The organism is Bradyrhizobium sp. B097 (assembly GCF_038957035.1).
Taxonomy (GTDB): domain Bacteria; phylum Pseudomonadota; class Alphaproteobacteria; order Rhizobiales; family Xanthobacteraceae; genus Bradyrhizobium.
This window is the reverse complement of sequence record NZ_CP152412.1, coordinates 871,736-886,733: the sequence shown is the minus strand read 5'-3', so window position 1 is coordinate 886,733 and position 14,998 is coordinate 871,736. Positions and strand designations below refer to the sequence as shown.

Sequence of the window (14,998 nt, the reverse complement as noted above, 5' to 3'; positions counted from 1 at the left end):
GATGAACAGACGGCCCCCGGGACCGGCTTTTCACGGCCTGCCCGGCGATTGGTTCCGGCTGACCAATTGGCTATGATGGGCGCCTGTTTGCGCATGATCCGGCCGAAAGCGGATTTTGCGCCGAGATCATCGGATTGAGCCTTATGTACCGCGCCGTTACCCGCCAGATCGAAGTCACCGTCGAGCCTAACTTCATGCCGGAGCGCTCGTCGATCGACCGGCGCGAATATTTCTGGTCGTACAAGATCGTGATCGTCAATTCGGGCCAGGAAACGGTGCAGCTGCGGACGCGGCACTGGATCATCACCGACGCCACCGGCCGCCGCCAGGAGGTGCGTGGCGAGGGCGTGGTCGGCGAGCAGCCGGTGCTCGCGCCCGGCGAGCGCTTCGAATACACCTCCGGCGTGCCGCTGCCGACCGCCTCCGGCTTCATGACCGGCAGCTACCAGATGGTCACCGAAGCCGGCGAGCGCTTCGACATCGACGTGCCGACCTTCTCGCTGGATAGCCCGAGCCCGGACGGGAAAAGGGTGCTGAATTAGCCGCGATGCCGGTCTCGCCGCGCCCCAAGCAGTCACCGGGGATGCGGACCATCAAATTTCTGAATAATGGAAATAATTTCGGGTTTTCTGATTTGCCCGACGGACGGACGCGCACGGCCGGCCTCGGTTCCTCATCATTTCAACGTGCCATTGCGCATTGGGGCGGCACGGCCGCCGCGCGATCAATGCAATCGACCGGCCGGCGCCAGGAACCAATGGCTCGCGAGACTCTTGGCTCCCTGACACAAGCACTTTTTGGAGAAATCATATGAAGAATCTCGCGATCTATTTGGCAGCCGGCGCAAGTGCCCTTGTCATGACTGCCACAAGCACGGCTTTCGCCGCACCGCTTTCACTCGGCGCGTCGGTCGGGCCGGAGAGCAACATCCAGAACGTTCGCATGGTTTGCGATGACACCGGCCGTTGCTGGCGCGCACGTGGCGAACGCCGCGTCATCGTCCGTGAGCCCGATGATTCATACGGATACGCACCTCGCGAGCGCTACATCGAGCGCCGTGGCTACGACGAGCGTGGCGGCATCGGGTTCCGCGCTCCGGGCGTGAGCGTCGGAATCGGGACCGACCGCTACTGAGGAAACGCATCGGCGTCAGAACGGCCGCGGAGCAATCCGCGGCTTTTCTTTTTTGAAGGCGCTGCATCTCAAACGGCGTGGCCCCGAGTCCGCCGGCCGGGCCGCCGGTTTCAGAAATTCGCGGCGACCAGATCGTAGGAACCCCTGCTTCCGCGGACATAGACCCTGGCCGCAGCGGCACATATCCGATCGCGGTTGGCATCGAAGGCGTGCAGAAGGCCCGGTTCGTCGAGGTAGGCATCCGATTGAAGTCGCTTCAATGCGCCTTCGGTGACGAAGAACGATGCCTCAATAGCACTGTCATATCCCCAAAACCGCACGGCGCGCCGCGTTTGGTCGTATGAGCGACTATGATTTGGAAATTCAATCATGGGTAAGGCCTATCAGGTTTATTGCCACAGCTTGTCGTGATCCGCGACGCGCGCATTGAAGCGACGTGACGTCTGGTCGATCGGTTACAAGATTTGGCAGCTAAGGCTTCGCGCTTCCGCAAGGGGGATGCTGTAACAATACAGTTGCGCTGCTGATCAGGTGGCTACTCCGCTGTCGAATGACAAGCCCACTCGCACCGGCCCGCCGACAAATGGATTGCGGCTCGCCTTGCTACTTGGCGGAAAGGTCACGGCGTGCACGATCACCGTGCGCCTCAGGCTGTTATCGGCGACTGAGAGTGCTAGGTCACTCGCGCCGAAGCCTGGATGTGGCCCTCGATGACGAATTGAGTCGACTACCGGGCGTAAGGGGTATCTACTGCGGTCATCACTGCTCCGCCTCTGGCCGATACCGGTGACTGAGAGTGCTGCAAGCTCCCGCCAGTAACCAGGAGAGCTTTATGCCGATTGCCCAACACAGCCAGCCTGAACCGCCGCCTCATGATCTGCCGGCGTTGGAAGCCGTGAGGGTAGGAGATGCTGCGAAGCCATTCCTGCCCGGCCTTCGGCGCGACGCGATGCTTCGCAAGGCGCGGCTGGTCGAAACCGCCTCGCACATCAATGATTGGCTGACATCTCCCGGCCTGCGAACGCCGAGCTGACTGCCGATCTTGCGGAGGAAGCCCCGGTACGGGGCCGGCTGAGGCCGCCATTCTTCCGATGCCAATGGGGCCTGGCCTCCGGTCGCCTCTCACCAAGCGGCGGCTTCGACATTGCTTCCAACTGTGCTTCAGGAACTGGCGACCGCGGTAAACGTTGTCGCGGTGCAGATATTTACGCGCGCCGTCCGATTGGCTTGTGCCCGGTGATTTGTGGCCCCGGTGCTCGTTATTCGACCCTTTGCCTCCCATATACAAATCAGTCCTCGTCAGCCATCGAGATTGGTCGGAATGCGCGGAGACCTCCAAGGAAAGGGCCCGCCATGTTCAAATCTCAGCAGTACCGCACCAAGGCAGCCGCATACGGCGAACTGATCAAGCGTTCGAGCAGTCAGGGCGAAAGCCGCAAGTTTCAGGAGCAGCAAGACCGCCTCGCTTCGCTCGCGGATAACGAGCAAGGATTGGCGGACAATTTCGACAACGCAATAAACGTTGCGGAGCAGGACCGCTCTCGCGGCGCCGCCCTTGCCGCCGAAGAGGAGTACGTCCTGCGGTGTCTCGGCGCGGCCATCATCATGCAATGGAACGTGCTGCCGAAGGCGCTGCAGCGGGAAATCTTCGACACCGCCGGATCGGTCGGAAAACTGTTGGAGACGTCGGCGCTCCGCGGGCAGATCGCGCGCTTCCTGCACAAGCACAAGGATGATGCCGGTCGCGACAAGGTTCTGGAGGCGCGCCAGGACACGAGATCGAGCGCTGCGGCTTTGTCGCGATGGGACAATGAAGGAGGCGCAGTCCCCGATGGACTGCCGATGTGAGCCAACTACGACAACAGGAGATTCACCATGAAACTTACCCAATTTGCGCCGTTTCACCGGCTGAGTTGAGATCGATCCAGGAGGATTCCCATGACGAAGAAATCCCTGCTCTCCATCGACGAACCCGAGCCGAAGAAACCACTGCGCGCCGACCGGCCTCCTACCGAAGGCTTCGTGATCATTGTCGACAAACAGTTCAAGTCGGAGTTCGACACGGCCGAGGCTGCTGAAACGTCTGGCCGGCAACTGAAGGCGGCTTATCCGATGCTTCAGATCGAGATCTATGACGCCGCCGGCAAGACCCGCACCTTGCTGAGCTGACAGGCTTGCTTAGCGGGCCTCGTAGGCGGTTTTCCGCCTACTCGACGCCGGCTTCCTGAGGCGTGAATTCGTAGACCGACGAGCAGAACTCGCAAGTCACGACCACCTTGCCGTCCTTGACCATCTCGGCGCGATCGTTCGGCGCAAAGCTCTTCAGCATCGACGACACCGCATCGCGCGAGCAGGAGCACTGCGCGCGTAGCGTTTGCGGGTTGAAGACGCGCACGCCGCGTTCGTGGAACAGGCGGTACAGCAGCCGCTCGCCGGAGAGATCGGGATCGATCAGCTCGACATCCTCGACGGTGGAGATCAGCGACTGTCCCTCGACCCAGGCGTCGTCATCCGGCACGCTGTGCGTGGCCGTGCCCTCCGGCGCATCGCCGGGATGCAGATCGGCCTGCTTGGCGCGTTCGGGGGCCTTGGGCAGGAATTGCAGCAGGATGCCGCCGGCGCGCCAGTGCAGCTTGCCGCCTTCGCCGCCGCGCATCTCCTCGCCGACCGCGAGCCGCACCCGCGTCGGAATCTGCTCCGAGCGCAGGAAATATTCGTGGGCCGCCTCTTCCAGGCCGCCGCCGTCGAGCGCGACCAGGCCCTGGTAGCGGCTGGTGTTCGCGCCCTGATCGATGGTCATCGCAAGGTGGCCCTTGCCGAGCAGCTCACCCGAGCTCTGTCCGCCCTTGAGGCGCGCCACATCGTAGCGCGCATAGGCACGCAGCCGGTCGGGCGCCTGGAAATCGACGATCAGGAGCGAGACCGGCCCGTCGGTCCGGGTCTGCAGGATGAAGCGGCCCTCGAACTTGACGGAGGAGCCGAGCAGCGTGGTCAGCACGATGGCCTCACCGAGCAGCTTGCCGACCGCGGGCGGATAATCGTGCTTGTGCAGGATCTCGTCGAGCGCGGGGCCGAGCCGGGTCAGCCGGCCGCGCAAGTCCAGCGCACCGACCTCGAAGGCCAGCACGGCATCGTCGACAGGAACCGCTGAGGGCGCGCGAATGGGCGTCTCGGGCTGGATTTTGATGTCGGGGGATTGTGAAACCATGGCGCTCTATCTGGGGTCTCGGACCATGAAATAAAGGGGTTCAGCATACCGGGAATCGACGTCGTCCCTGCGAAAGCAGGGACCCATAACCACCGATGTCAGTTGCTACGCGACCGTGTCGAAACACCAGGCCAGAATGCCCTTCTGCGCATGCAGGCGGTTTTCCGCCTCGTCGAACACCACGGATTGCGGGCCGTCGATCACCTCGTCGGTGACCTCCTCGCCGCGATGCGCGGGCAGACAGTGCATGAACAGCGCGTCCGGCTTGGCGAGCGACATCAGCTTGGCATTGACCTGATAGGGCTTCAGCACGTTGTGGCGGTGCTCGCCCTCCTTGTCGCCCATCGACACCCAGGTGTCGGTGACGACGCAGTCGGCGCCGCGCACGGCGGCTTCCGGATCGGTGCCGAGCATGATCGGCGCGCCGGTGGCCTTGATCCAGTCCCGCATCGGCTTCTTCGGCGAGAGCTCCGGCGGGGTCGCGATGTTGAGATTGAACTTGAAGCGCTCGGCGGCGTGCGCCCAGGAGGCCAGCACGTTGTTGTCGTCGCCGGTCCAGGCCACCGTCTTGCCCTCGATCGAGCCGCGGTTTTCCTCATAGGTCATGAGGTCGGCCATCACCTGGCAGGGATGCGAACGCCGGGTCAGCCCGTTGATGACGGGCACGGTGGCATGAGCGGCGAGCTCGAGCAGCGCGTCATGGTTGAGGATGCGGATCATGATCGCGTCGACATAGCGCGACAGCACGCGCGCGGTGTCGGCGATGGTCTCGCCGCGGCCGAGCTGCATCTCGGCGCCGGTCAGCATGATGGATTCACCGCCGAGCTGGCGCATGCCGACGTCGAACGACACCCTTGTGCGGGTCGACGGGCGCTCGAAGATCATCGCCAGCGTCTTGCCTTCGAGCGGCTTCCTGCCCTTCTCATGCGCCTTCAGCTTCGCCTTCATGGCGGCTCCGGCGGAAAGCATGTTGCGCAGCTCGGCGAGCGGCAGCTCGTTGATGTCGAGGAAGTGACGGACCGGCTTGCTCATTATCCAGCCGCCTTCTTCGGCTGCGGCGCCGATAGCACAGAGCAGGCGCGCTCGAGCGCCGTGATCGACTGGTCGATCTCGACCTCGGTCACGATCAGGGGCGCCAGGAACCGCACCACATTATCGCCGGCGCCGACGGTGAGCAGCTTCTCGTTGCGCAGCGCGGCGATCAGATCGCCCGACGGCACCACCGCCTTGACGCCGATCAACAGGCCCTCGCCGCGCACCTCCGACAGCACGCCGGGATAGCGGTCGACCACCGAAGCGAGCTTCTGCTTGAGCAGCAGCGACATCTTCTGCACGTGCTCGAAGAAGCCGGGCTTGAGCATGACGTCGAGCACGGCATTGGCGGCGGCGACCGCGAGCGGATTGCCGCCGAAGGTCGAGCCGTGCGAGCCCGGCGCCATGCCGGCCGCAGCCTGCGCGGTCGCGAGCACCGCGCCGATCGGGAATCCGCCGCCGAGCGCCTTGGCCAGCGACATCACGTCCGGCGTGACGCCGGTGCGCTTGTAGGCGAACAGCTCGCCGGTGCGGCCCATGCCGGTCTGCACCTCGTCGAATGCGAGCAGCAGGCCATGCTCGTCGCACAGCGCGCGCAGCGCCTTGAAGAACGCCTGCGGCGCCGAGCGCACGCCGCCCTCGCCCTGCACCGGCTCAATCAGGATGCCGGCAGTGTGCGGGCCGATCGCCTTCTTCACCGCCTCGATGTCGCCGTGCGGCACCTGGTCGAAGCCGTCCATCGGCGGGCCGAAGCCCTCGAGATATTTCGCCGAGCCGGTCGCAGCCAGCGTGCCCAGCGTGCGGCCATGGAAGGCGCCTTCGAAGGTGATGATGCGGTAGCGTTCGGGATGGCCCTTGGAGAAGTGGTGGTGGCGGACCAGCTTGATCACGCCCTCCATCGCTTCGGCGCCGGAATTGCAGAAGAACACGAAGTCGGCAAAGCTCTGCTCGCACAGCCGCGCGGCAAGCACCTCGCCGTCTGGGCTCTTGAACAGGTTCGACATGTGCCAGAGCTTGGTCGCCTGCTCCTGCAGCGCCTTGACCAGATGCGGGTGCGCATGCCCGAGCGCGTTCACCGCGACGCCCGAGGTGAAATCGAGATAGCGGTCGCCATTGGTTGCGATCAGCCAGGCGCCCTCACCGCGCTCGAAGCCGAGATCGACCCGGGCGAAGACGGGGAGCAGATGCGACGAGGCGTTGGTCATGGCGTTCACTGCCGGTTTGAAGCCGTCAATTGCTGCGCGCCTTGACGCCAACGCAGCAACCGCCAGCTTCGGAAAACAAAACGGCCGCCTTTGCGGGCGGCACGTGCGGGTCATTCTATGCGGCGGCCGGTCAGTGTCAATCGCCAGGAGCCGGCCTTTGCCGGCCTTCCTGCAATGCGAAACCGGCGCAATCCGGAGCATTCCGGTGCGGTGGAAAAGCCTCATAGCAACGCTTAACTTTGTGGGAACATGTGGACGCACGGCCGCGGACTCTTGCGCCAGAGTCACGCCATATTGTAGCGTTTGGCCTGTCGGGTACGACATCTCGTGCGGCAGTACTGGACCCTCTAAGTAGCCTTCGTGTCTCGTGTAAACGTTCGGGCGCAACACCGTGCCCGGCGAGGGCTAAGGGATTCTGGCCGCAGGGATATTTGTCCAGATTGGCTCGCAGCGCCGCTCCGATGAGTGGCCGGCGCCATGCGAAAGGAAGAATGTGATGACTGTATTGACCTGGTCCGACGATCGCGTCGAGCAGCTGAAGAAGCTCTGGGAATCCGGCCTCTCGGCCAGCCAGATCGCGGCGGAACTTGGCAATGTGACGCGAAACGCCGTGATCGGCAAAGTACATCGGCTCGGCCTCTCCGGCCGCGCCAAGGCCCCCTCCACGGCTGCGCCGCGGCAGCGTAAGGCCCGCCCCGCCCAGCACATGATGCGGGTGGCGCGCCCGGTCTCGCGCGGCAACACCGCGCTCGCACATGCCTTCGAGGTCGAGATGGAGCCCGATCCGATCTCCTTCGACAACGTTGTGCCGATGAGCCAGCGGCTGTCGCTGCTCGAGCTCAACGAGGCCACCTGCCATTGGCCGGTCGGCGATCCCTCGAGCCCGGAATTCTTCTTCTGCGGCGGCAAGGCGCTCGCCGGCCTGCCCTATTGCGCGCATCACTCGCGCGTCGCCTATCAGCCCGCCGCCGATCGCCGCCGGCCGTCGGCGAAGCCACAGATCAAGTAGCACTCGGGAAACTGCCTGGACTGCAAAAACAAATCCCCGCGAAAGCGGGGATTTTTTTGTGGCCCGTAGCCCGGATGCAGCGAAGCGAAATCCGGGGCGGTGCTTGAAGCGGAGAATGAAGTCCCGGATTACGCTTCGCTCCATCCGGGCTACGCCTACATCACCGGCGTCGTCCCGGCGAAAGCCGGGACCCATAACCACGAATGGGTGTTGTTAGAAAGTCGTCTGGCCACTTGCCCATCGCGCCGGCCGCGGCGTATGGGTCCCGGCTCCCGTGCGCAATTGCGCACTAGGCCGGGACGACACGCTGTTGCGGCTCGTGAATGCCGCGACGTCGGCTACGGCTGCGGTTCGGCCTTTGCGAAGCGGTCGTCGAGCGCGTAGCCGGCGCCGCGCACGGTGCGGATCGGATCCTGCTCGCGGCCCGGATTGAGCAGCTTGCGCAGGCGGCCGATATGCACGTCGACGGTACGCTCATCGATATAGATATCGCGACCCCAGACGCTGTCGAGCAGCTGCTCGCGGCTGAACACGCGGCCGGGATGCTCGAGGAAGAATTCGAGCAGCCGATACTCGGTCGGACCGAGATCGATCGGACGTCCCGAGCGCGCCACGCGGCGCTTCTCGCGGTCGAGCTCGATGTCGCCATAGGTCAGCACGGTCGCCAGCCGCTCCGGACTCGCGCGGCGCAGCAGGCCCTTTACCCGTGCCAGCAGTTCCGGCACCGAGAACGGCTTGACGATGTAGTCGTCGGCGCCGGTGGCAAGCCCGCGCACGCGCTCGCTCTCCTCGCCGCGCGCGGTCAGCATGATGATCGGAAGCTGCTTGGTCTCGGGCCGCGCCCGCAGGCGACGGCACAGCTCGATGCCGGACAGGCCCGGCAGCATCCAGTCCAGTACCACGAGGTCGGGAACGCGCTCCTTCAGGCGGGTGTCGGCATCGTCGCCGCGCCCGACCGTTTCGACATCGTAGCCTTCCGCATCGAGGTTGTAGCGCAACAGTGTCGTCAGCGCTTCCTCGTCTTCGACTACCAGAATGCGTGCGCTCATCGGTTTAAGTTCTCTCTCTGTGGTGATCCGTTGCCCAGACGCAAACCGAAACGCTTACTTTCCTGAGCACAATCCCCGCGGAAACGACTTGTCGTGAAGACAATCCGGCTCCGCGCCTGCGGATCATGTCCTAGGTACCCGGCACCGTGGTGGCAAAGTTGGTCATGTCGCCCTTCGGACGCTTGTCGGTGATCTGCTGGCCCTCGATCATGTAGAACACGGTCTCGGCGATATTGGTGGCGTGATCGCCGATCCGCTCGATGTTCTTGGCGCAGAACATCAGATGGATGCAGAACGAGATGTTGCGCGGATCCTCCATCATGTAGGTCAGCAGCTCGCGGAACAGCGAGGTGCAGATCGCATCGACCTCCTCGTCGCCCTTCCAGACGTTCATCGCCGCCGGCAGGTCGTGCGCGGCATAGGCGTCGAGCACCGACTTGACCTGCGACAGCACGAGGTCGGTCATGTGCTCCAGACCGCGGATCAGCTTCAGCGGCTGGAAATCGCTTTCCAGCGCAGCGACGCGCTTGCCCATGTTCTTGGCGAGGTCGCCGATCCGCTCAAGGTCGGTGGCGACGCGCATCGCGCTGACGATTTCGCGCAGGTCGATTGCCATCGGCTGGCGGCGGGCGATCGTCAGCACCGCGCGCTCTTCGATGACGCGCTGCAGATTGTCGATTTCGATGTCGGCGGCGACCACGCGCTTGCCGAGCGCGACGTCGCGACGGATCAGCGCGTCGACCGACTCGGTGATCATCCGCTCGACGAGGCCGCCCATCTCGGCGACCAGGCGAGTCAACTCCTGCAGGTCGCTGTCGAATGCCTTGGCGGTATGTTCAGAAGCCATCGCTTGTCTCCCTCATGATCCCGGGGATCATGATTTGGTGTCCTCAGTTTCGCACGATCCGATCGAAAAACCGGTGCCCACTTTTGCGGACCATGCGCTAGCCGAACCGGCCGGTGATGTAGTCCTGGGTGCGTCGATCGCTCGGTGAGGTGAAGATCTTGTTGGTGTCGTCGAACTCGATCAGCTCGCCGAGATACATGAAGGCGGTCTTGTCGGAGACGCGCGCCGCCTGCTGCATATTGTGGGTGACGATCGCGATCGTGTAGTCCTCTGAGAGTTCCTGGATCAGCTCCTCGACCTTGGCGGTCGAGATCGGATCGAGCGCCGAGCACGGCTCGTCGAACAGGATCACCTCGGGCCGCACCGCCACGGTGCGCGCGATGCACAGGCGCTGCTGCTGGCCGCCGGAGAGCGACAGGCCGGAGGCGTTCAGCTTGTCCTTGACCTCGTTCCACAGCGCGCCGCCGCGCAGCGCCTTCTCGACCCGATCGTCCATCTCGGACTTCGAGATCTTCTCGTAGAGGCGGATGCCGAAGGCGATGTTCTCGTAGATCGTCATCGGGAACGGCGTCGGCTTCTGGAACACCATACCGACCCGCGCGCGGAGCAGATTGAGGTCGAGCTTGGGATCGAGAATGTTGGTCTGGTCCAACATCAGCTGGCCGACCGCGCGCTGGCCCGGATAGAGATCGTACATCCGGTTGAAGATGCGCAGCAGGGTCGACTTGCCGCAGCCCGACGGGCCGATGAACGCCGTGACGCGGTTGGTGCCCAGCGTCAGGTTGATGTTCTTCAGCGCGTGGTGCTCGCCGTAATAGAAGTTGAGGTTGCGCACCGTGACTTTCGGCGGCGCTTCCGGCAGCGGCACCTGGGGAACGTGGCTCGCGACGGTCGTAGAGACGGAAAGCTCGGTCATTTTGCGGCCCTTTCGGCACCAAGGATGCGCGCGCCGATATTCAGCGCGAGCACAGTGAAGGTGATGAGCAGCGCACCGCTCCACGCCAGCTCTTTCCAGTAGGCGTAGGGGCTCTGCACGAAATTGTTGATGGTCACCGGCAAGTTGGCCATCGTCTTGGTCAGATCCAGGCTGAAGAACTGGTTCGACAGCGCGGTGAACAGCAGCGGCGCGGTCTCGCCGGCGACACGGGCGGTCGCCAGCAGCACGCCGGTGATCAAGCCGCTACGCGCAGCACGATAAGCGATCCGCTTGATCACCAGCGAACGCGGCAGGCCGAGCGCGGAAGCCGCCTCGCGCAGCGGATTGGGCACCAGCAGCAGCATGTCCTCGGTGGTGCGCAGCACGACCGGGATCACGATCACGGCGAGCGCGAGACTGCCCGCGATCGCCGAGAAGCCGCGCATCGGCACCACCACCGCGCCATAAATGAACAGGCCGATGATGATCGAAGGCGCGCTGAGCAGGATGTCGTTGATGAAGCGGATCACCGAGGTGAGCTTGTCGTGCTTGCCGTATTCGGCGAGGTAGGTGCCAGCGAACAGGCCGAGCGGCGCGCCGATGCCGACGCCGATCACCGTCATGATGACCGAGCCGACGATGGCATTGAGCAGGCCGCCCTCGGTCGAGCCCGGCGGCGGCGTGTTCTGGGTGAACAGCTGCACGCTGAGGCCGGCAAGGCCGTTATAGACCAGCGTGAACAGGATCAGCGCCAGCCAGGTGACGCCGAACAGCGCCGCGCCGACACAGAGTGCGCGAATGACGATGTCGCTGCGGCGGCGGGATTTGTAGATCGGGTTCATGGCGCTATTTCCCCGCTTTCGTTTCAAGCCGCATCAGCATCAGCCGGGCGCCGGCGAGCACGAAGAAGGTCAGCACGAACAGCAGGAGGCCGAGCAGGATCAGGCCGGACTGGTGCAGGCCGTCGCTCTCGGCGAATTCGGAGGCGATCGCCGCCGAGATCGTGGTGCCCGGCGCGAAGATCGACGACGAGATGCGGAACGAGTTGCCGATGATGAAGGTCACCGCCATCGTCTCGCCGAGTGCGCGGCCGAGCGCCAACATGATGCCGCCGATCACGCCGACCCGAGTGTAGGGGATCACGACGCTGCGGACGACTTCCCAGGTGGTGCAGCCCATGCCGTAGGCGGCCTCTTTCAGCACCGGCGGCACGGTCTTGAACACGTCGACCGAGATCGCGGTAATGAAGGGCAGCACCATGATGGCGAGGATCAGCGCGGCGTTGAACAGGCTGAGATAGGACGGCGGACCTGCGAACACCGCACCCAGCACCGGAACGCCCTCGAATATCCTGATCATGAAGGGCTGGAACGTGTTGGCCAGGAACGGGCCCAGCACGAAGAAGCCCCACATGCCGTAGATGATCGAGGGAATGCCGGCGAGCAGCTCGATGGCGATGCCGATCGGGCGGCGCAGCATTTGCGGGCAGAGTTCGGTGAGGAAGATGGCGATGCCGATGCCGACCGGAATGGCGACCATCATCGCGATGACCGAGGTGATCAGCGTGCCGTAGATCGGGCCGAGCGCGCCGAGCACCGGCGGATCGGCCGAGGGCGCCCAGCGCTGCGTCCAGAGGAAGGCGAAGCCGTATTCCTTCATCGCCGGCCAGGCGCCGGCGATCAGCGACAGGATGATGCCGCCGAGGATCAACAGGACCGAAATCGCCGAGATACGGGTGATCCAATAGAAGGTGAGATCACCAAGCTTGAAGGCGCTGAGGGCCTTGGCGCGATCGTAAGGTCCCGCGGCTTCCATCACATCGCTCTGAACAGCCATGTCTGCCACGCCAATCCCCTCATTACTATGTGAAAGCTACGCAAACCGCTACGCCCCGAAGCGATCTTCACTGACGCATTTGGCCGGGCGTCGTTCCGGCTTGCGCCACCCGGGGCGCGAACCCGGGCCCCGCCCCGCGTTTCTTGCCGCGGTGATGGAGCCCGGATCTTGGTCACTTGACCTGTGCCGCCCTTGAGAGGCGGCACAGGTGGTGTTCAAAGCGTCGGACTTAGCTCTTGATGTCCGAGGACCAGGTCTTCTCGATCAGCTTGACGACCGATTCCGGCATCGGGATGTAGTCGAGCTCTTCGGCCGCCTTGCCACCCTTCTCGAAGGCGTACTTGAAGAACTTGAGCGCTTCCTGCGAGGCCGCCTTGTCGGTCGAGTCCTTGTGCATCAGGATGAAGGTCGCCGCGGTGATCGGCCAGGAGGCTTCGCCCGGCTGGTCGGTCAGGATCACGTAGTAACCGGGGGCCTTGGACCAATCGGCGTTCGACGCAGCGGCCTGAAAGGCGGCGACGGTCGGCTGCACGGTCTTGCCGGCCTTGTTGACCAGCGCGGTGTAGGTCAGCTTGTTCTGCTTGGCATAGGCGTATTCGACATAGCCGATCGCGTTCTTGGTCTGGCCGATGTTGCCGGCAACGCCCTCGTTGCCCTTGGCGCCGACGCCGACCGGCCACTCGACCGCGGTGCCGGAACCGACCTTGGACTTCCAGTCGGCGTTCGACTTGGAGAGATAGTCGGTGAAGTTGAAGGTGGTGCCCGAACCGTCCGAACGGCGCACGACGGTGATCGCGTCGGCCGGCAGGGTCAGCTTCGGATTGAGCTTGGCGATCGCCGCGTCATTCCACTTGGTGATCTTGCCGAGATAGATGTCGCCGAGCACTTCGCCGGAGAGCACGAGATCACCCGGCTTGATGCCCTCGACGTTCACGACCGGAACGATCGCGCCCATCACCATCGGCCACTGGACGAGGCCGTCCTTCTCAAGTTGCTCGGCCTTGAGCGGCGCGTCGGTCGCACCGAAGGTCACGGTCTTGGCCTGGATCTGCTTGATGCCGGCGCCGGAACCGATCGACTGATAGTTCAGGCCATTGCCGGTGTCCTTCTTGTAGGCGTCAGCCCACTTCGAATAGATCGGGAACGGAAACGTCGCGCCTGCGCCGGTAATATCGGCAGCGAAGGCCGACGTCGAAGCGGCGACCATGCCGGCAACGACGATTGCTTTGATGAAATTCATGGGGTGGTCTCCATCTTGTGAGCGAAGCGCCAATTGCGCCCGATCGCGCCCACACCGGTCCATCTAGGAGCGGTCGGTGCTGCTTTTACGAAGGTTGGATGACAGTTGGATGACAGTGCTAAGCGACTGAAAATGCTTAGCTTTGGCTCGGTAACGGGGTCTTCGGCCGGGGAAAACAGGCGGTAAAAGTCGCGCCATTCTTCGGCACGCTCTCGATCAGAAGACGCCCGCGATGACGGTTAAGAATATGTTTCACCAGCGATAATCCGAGGCCGGTTCCGCCCTGGTTACGGCTGTCGCCGACGTCCACCCGGTAGAACCGCTCGGTCAGCCGCGGCAGGTGCTCCGGGGCGATGCCGGGGCCGAAATCCCGTACCATGACACGGATTTCGGGGCTCCCCTCGCCCGATGCGCCCGAAACGGCCTGATTGAGCGACACTATGACGCGGCCGCCCGAGGCGCCGTATTTGAGGGCGTTCTCGATCAGGTTCTCGAACAGGCGGAGCAGTTCCTCGCGGTCGCCGGCAATCGTGACCGGGGTCGGTGGCAGGTCGACGTCGATCTCGACCTGGCGCTCGCTGGCCAGCGCCTCGAGCCCGTCGGCCACCTGGCGGATGATCGGCACGATATCGATCGACGCCTCGGGCCGCACATGGGCCGACAGTTCGACCCGCGACAGTGACAGCAGGTCGTCGATCAGCCGCGCCATGCGGGTGGCCTGGGTGTGCATGATGCCGAGGAAGCGCTCGCGCGCCCGCGCGTCCTCGCGCGCCGGGCCCTGCAGCGTGTCGATGAAGCCGGACAAGGCGGCGAGCGGCGTGCGCAGCTCATGGCTGGCATTGGCGACGAAATCGGCGCGCATCTCCTCGACCCGGCGCAGCGGCGTCAAATCGTGGAAGGTCATCAGCATGCATTTCTCGGTGCCACCGAACTGGGTCGGCACCGGCACCGGCGTGATCACCAGCTCCATCCAGCGATCAACCGGAACGTGGTCGGAGTAGGTGGCGCGGCGCGGCTCGGTGGTCGCGATCGCCTCGCGCAACGCGGTGATAATCTCCGGCGAACGCAGGGCAAATTGCGCCAGCTCGTTCTTGCGCAGCGCCGGCGCCAGCTGGGCCGCGGCGGTGTTGAGATGGATGACGCGGCCGGCGCGGTCGAGCAGTACGGCCGGGTCCGGCATGCCGGCGACGACCGCGCTGACGGCGGTCGCCTCGACCGGATTGCCGTGGCGGACATCCTCGCGCGAGGTGCCGGCATCGTGCAGCCGCCATGGCACCAGCGCCGCAGCCGCGATGCAGACGAACACCACGCAGGCGCGCAGCAGCGACAACTCGCCGAGCGCGACCACCACGCTCAGCGCCAGCGCTGCCGCAAGCAGGATCAGCGCAGAATGGCGCAAGCGGTCGGGCCAGGGCGAGAAAATCGAATGCGGCGTATCGTCAATGGCCATCGCGGCGGCTTTCTTCCCGTCGGTTCGTGTCTCGCCCAGGCGCGGTCAAATCGACCTTCCCTCGGGAGGCAT

16 protein-coding genes are annotated in these 14,998 nt (G+C 64.2%); 5 read left to right on the top strand and 11 right to left on the bottom strand.

Annotated elements, in window-relative coordinates; translation table 11 throughout:
- Window positions 1–143: 143 nt before the first annotated feature.
- Window positions 144–542, top strand: coding sequence for a Co2+/Mg2+ efflux protein ApaG (gene apaG, locus AAFG07_RS04090; protein ID WP_342726127.1), 399 nt, complete (start codon window positions 144–146; stop codon window positions 540–542).
- 268 nt (window positions 543–810) lie between these two features.
- Window positions 811–1,134, top strand: a complete 324-nt coding sequence (locus AAFG07_RS04085; protein ID WP_342726126.1) for a hypothetical protein — start codon at window positions 811–813, stop codon at window positions 1,132–1,134.
- A gap of 110 nt (window positions 1,135–1,244) precedes the next feature.
- Here AAFG07_RS04085 and AAFG07_RS04080 read toward each other — a convergent pair whose 3' ends face one another.
- Window positions 1,245–1,505, bottom strand: a complete 261-nt coding sequence (locus AAFG07_RS04080) for a DUF1488 domain-containing protein (protein WP_092123059.1) — start codon at window positions 1,503–1,505, stop codon at window positions 1,245–1,247.
- A 982-nt stretch (window positions 1,506–2,487) separates the two neighbouring features.
- On the opposite strand from AAFG07_RS04080, the gene AAFG07_RS04075 reads away from it, so the two are divergent.
- Both AAFG07_RS04075 and AAFG07_RS04070 read left to right on the top strand, forming a co-directional pair.
- Complete coding sequence (locus AAFG07_RS04075; RefSeq protein WP_342726125.1) at window positions 2,488–2,982, top strand: hypothetical protein; 495 nt, start codon at window positions 2,488–2,490, stop codon at window positions 2,980–2,982.
- A gap of 90 nt (window positions 2,983–3,072) precedes the next feature.
- Window positions 3,073–3,303 carry a hypothetical protein gene (locus AAFG07_RS04070; protein WP_342726124.1) on the top strand — a complete coding sequence of 77 codons (231 nt, stop codon included), beginning with the start codon at window positions 3,073–3,075 and terminating at the stop codon, window positions 3,301–3,303.
- Window positions 3,304–3,340: 37 nt separating this feature from the next.
- On the opposite strand, the gene AAFG07_RS04065 is transcribed toward AAFG07_RS04070, so the two are convergent.
- The 3 genes from AAFG07_RS04065 to AAFG07_RS04055 form a co-directional block, all read right to left on the bottom strand.
- Window positions 3,341–4,342 carry an Hsp33 family molecular chaperone gene (locus tag AAFG07_RS04065; protein WP_342726123.1) on the bottom strand — a complete coding sequence of 334 codons (1,002 nt, stop codon included), beginning with the start codon at window positions 4,340–4,342 and terminating at the stop codon, window positions 3,341–3,343.
- A 105-nt stretch (window positions 4,343–4,447) separates the two neighbouring features.
- Window positions 4,448–5,374, bottom strand: a complete 927-nt coding sequence (gene argF / locus AAFG07_RS04060; protein WP_342726122.1) for an ornithine carbamoyltransferase — start codon at window positions 5,372–5,374, stop codon at window positions 4,448–4,450.
- Complete coding sequence (locus AAFG07_RS04055) at window positions 5,374–6,579, bottom strand: aspartate aminotransferase family protein (RefSeq protein WP_342726121.1); 1,206 nt, start codon at window positions 6,577–6,579, stop codon at window positions 5,374–5,376. The genes argF and AAFG07_RS04055 overlap by 1 nt, the downstream gene beginning before the upstream one ends.
- Before the next feature lie 496 nt (window positions 6,580–7,075).
- Between AAFG07_RS04055 and AAFG07_RS04050 the strand changes: the two genes are divergently transcribed.
- Window positions 7,076–7,588: a GcrA family cell cycle regulator gene (locus AAFG07_RS04050; RefSeq protein WP_021076557.1), complete on the top strand. Its 513-nt coding sequence runs from the start codon at window positions 7,076–7,078 to the stop codon at window positions 7,586–7,588.
- Between the two features lie 338 nt (window positions 7,589–7,926).
- Here the strand turns inward: AAFG07_RS04050 and phoB are convergent, their stop codons facing one another.
- From phoB to AAFG07_RS04015, 7 genes are all read right to left on the bottom strand, one after another.
- Window positions 7,927–8,637 (bottom strand): phosphate regulon transcriptional regulator PhoB, encoded by a 711-nt coding sequence (gene phoB / locus AAFG07_RS04045; protein WP_016844067.1) that lies wholly within the window; start codon window positions 8,635–8,637, stop codon window positions 7,927–7,929.
- Between the two features lie 130 nt (window positions 8,638–8,767).
- Window positions 8,768–9,484, bottom strand: coding sequence for a phosphate signaling complex protein PhoU (phoU, locus tag AAFG07_RS04040; RefSeq protein WP_050403109.1), 717 nt, complete (start codon window positions 9,482–9,484; stop codon window positions 8,768–8,770).
- A gap of 97 nt (window positions 9,485–9,581) precedes the next feature.
- Entirely contained in the window at window positions 9,582–10,400 is an 819-nt protein-coding gene (gene pstB / locus AAFG07_RS04035; RefSeq protein ID WP_029079896.1) for a phosphate ABC transporter ATP-binding protein PstB, read from the bottom strand.
- Complete coding sequence (gene pstA / locus AAFG07_RS04030; RefSeq protein ID WP_092123044.1) at window positions 10,397–11,242, bottom strand: phosphate ABC transporter permease PstA; 846 nt, start codon at window positions 11,240–11,242, stop codon at window positions 10,397–10,399. Before pstA ends, pstB begins: the two co-directional genes overlap by 4 nt.
- 4 nt (window positions 11,243–11,246) lie before the next feature.
- The gene (gene pstC / locus AAFG07_RS04025; RefSeq protein WP_342729049.1) at window positions 11,247–12,236 is read right to left on the bottom strand and encodes a phosphate ABC transporter permease subunit PstC; all 990 of its coding nucleotides are present in this window, start codon (window positions 12,234–12,236) and stop codon (window positions 11,247–11,249) included.
- 229 nt (window positions 12,237–12,465) lie between these two features.
- Window positions 12,466–13,476, bottom strand: a complete 1,011-nt coding sequence (gene pstS, locus AAFG07_RS04020; protein WP_342726120.1) for a phosphate ABC transporter substrate-binding protein PstS — start codon at window positions 13,474–13,476, stop codon at window positions 12,466–12,468.
- 136 nt (window positions 13,477–13,612) lie between these two features.
- Window positions 13,613–14,926 carry an ATP-binding protein gene (locus AAFG07_RS04015; protein ID WP_342726119.1) on the bottom strand — a complete coding sequence of 438 codons (1,314 nt, stop codon included), beginning with the start codon at window positions 14,924–14,926 and terminating at the stop codon, window positions 13,613–13,615.
- Window positions 14,927–14,998 lie beyond the last annotated feature (72 nt).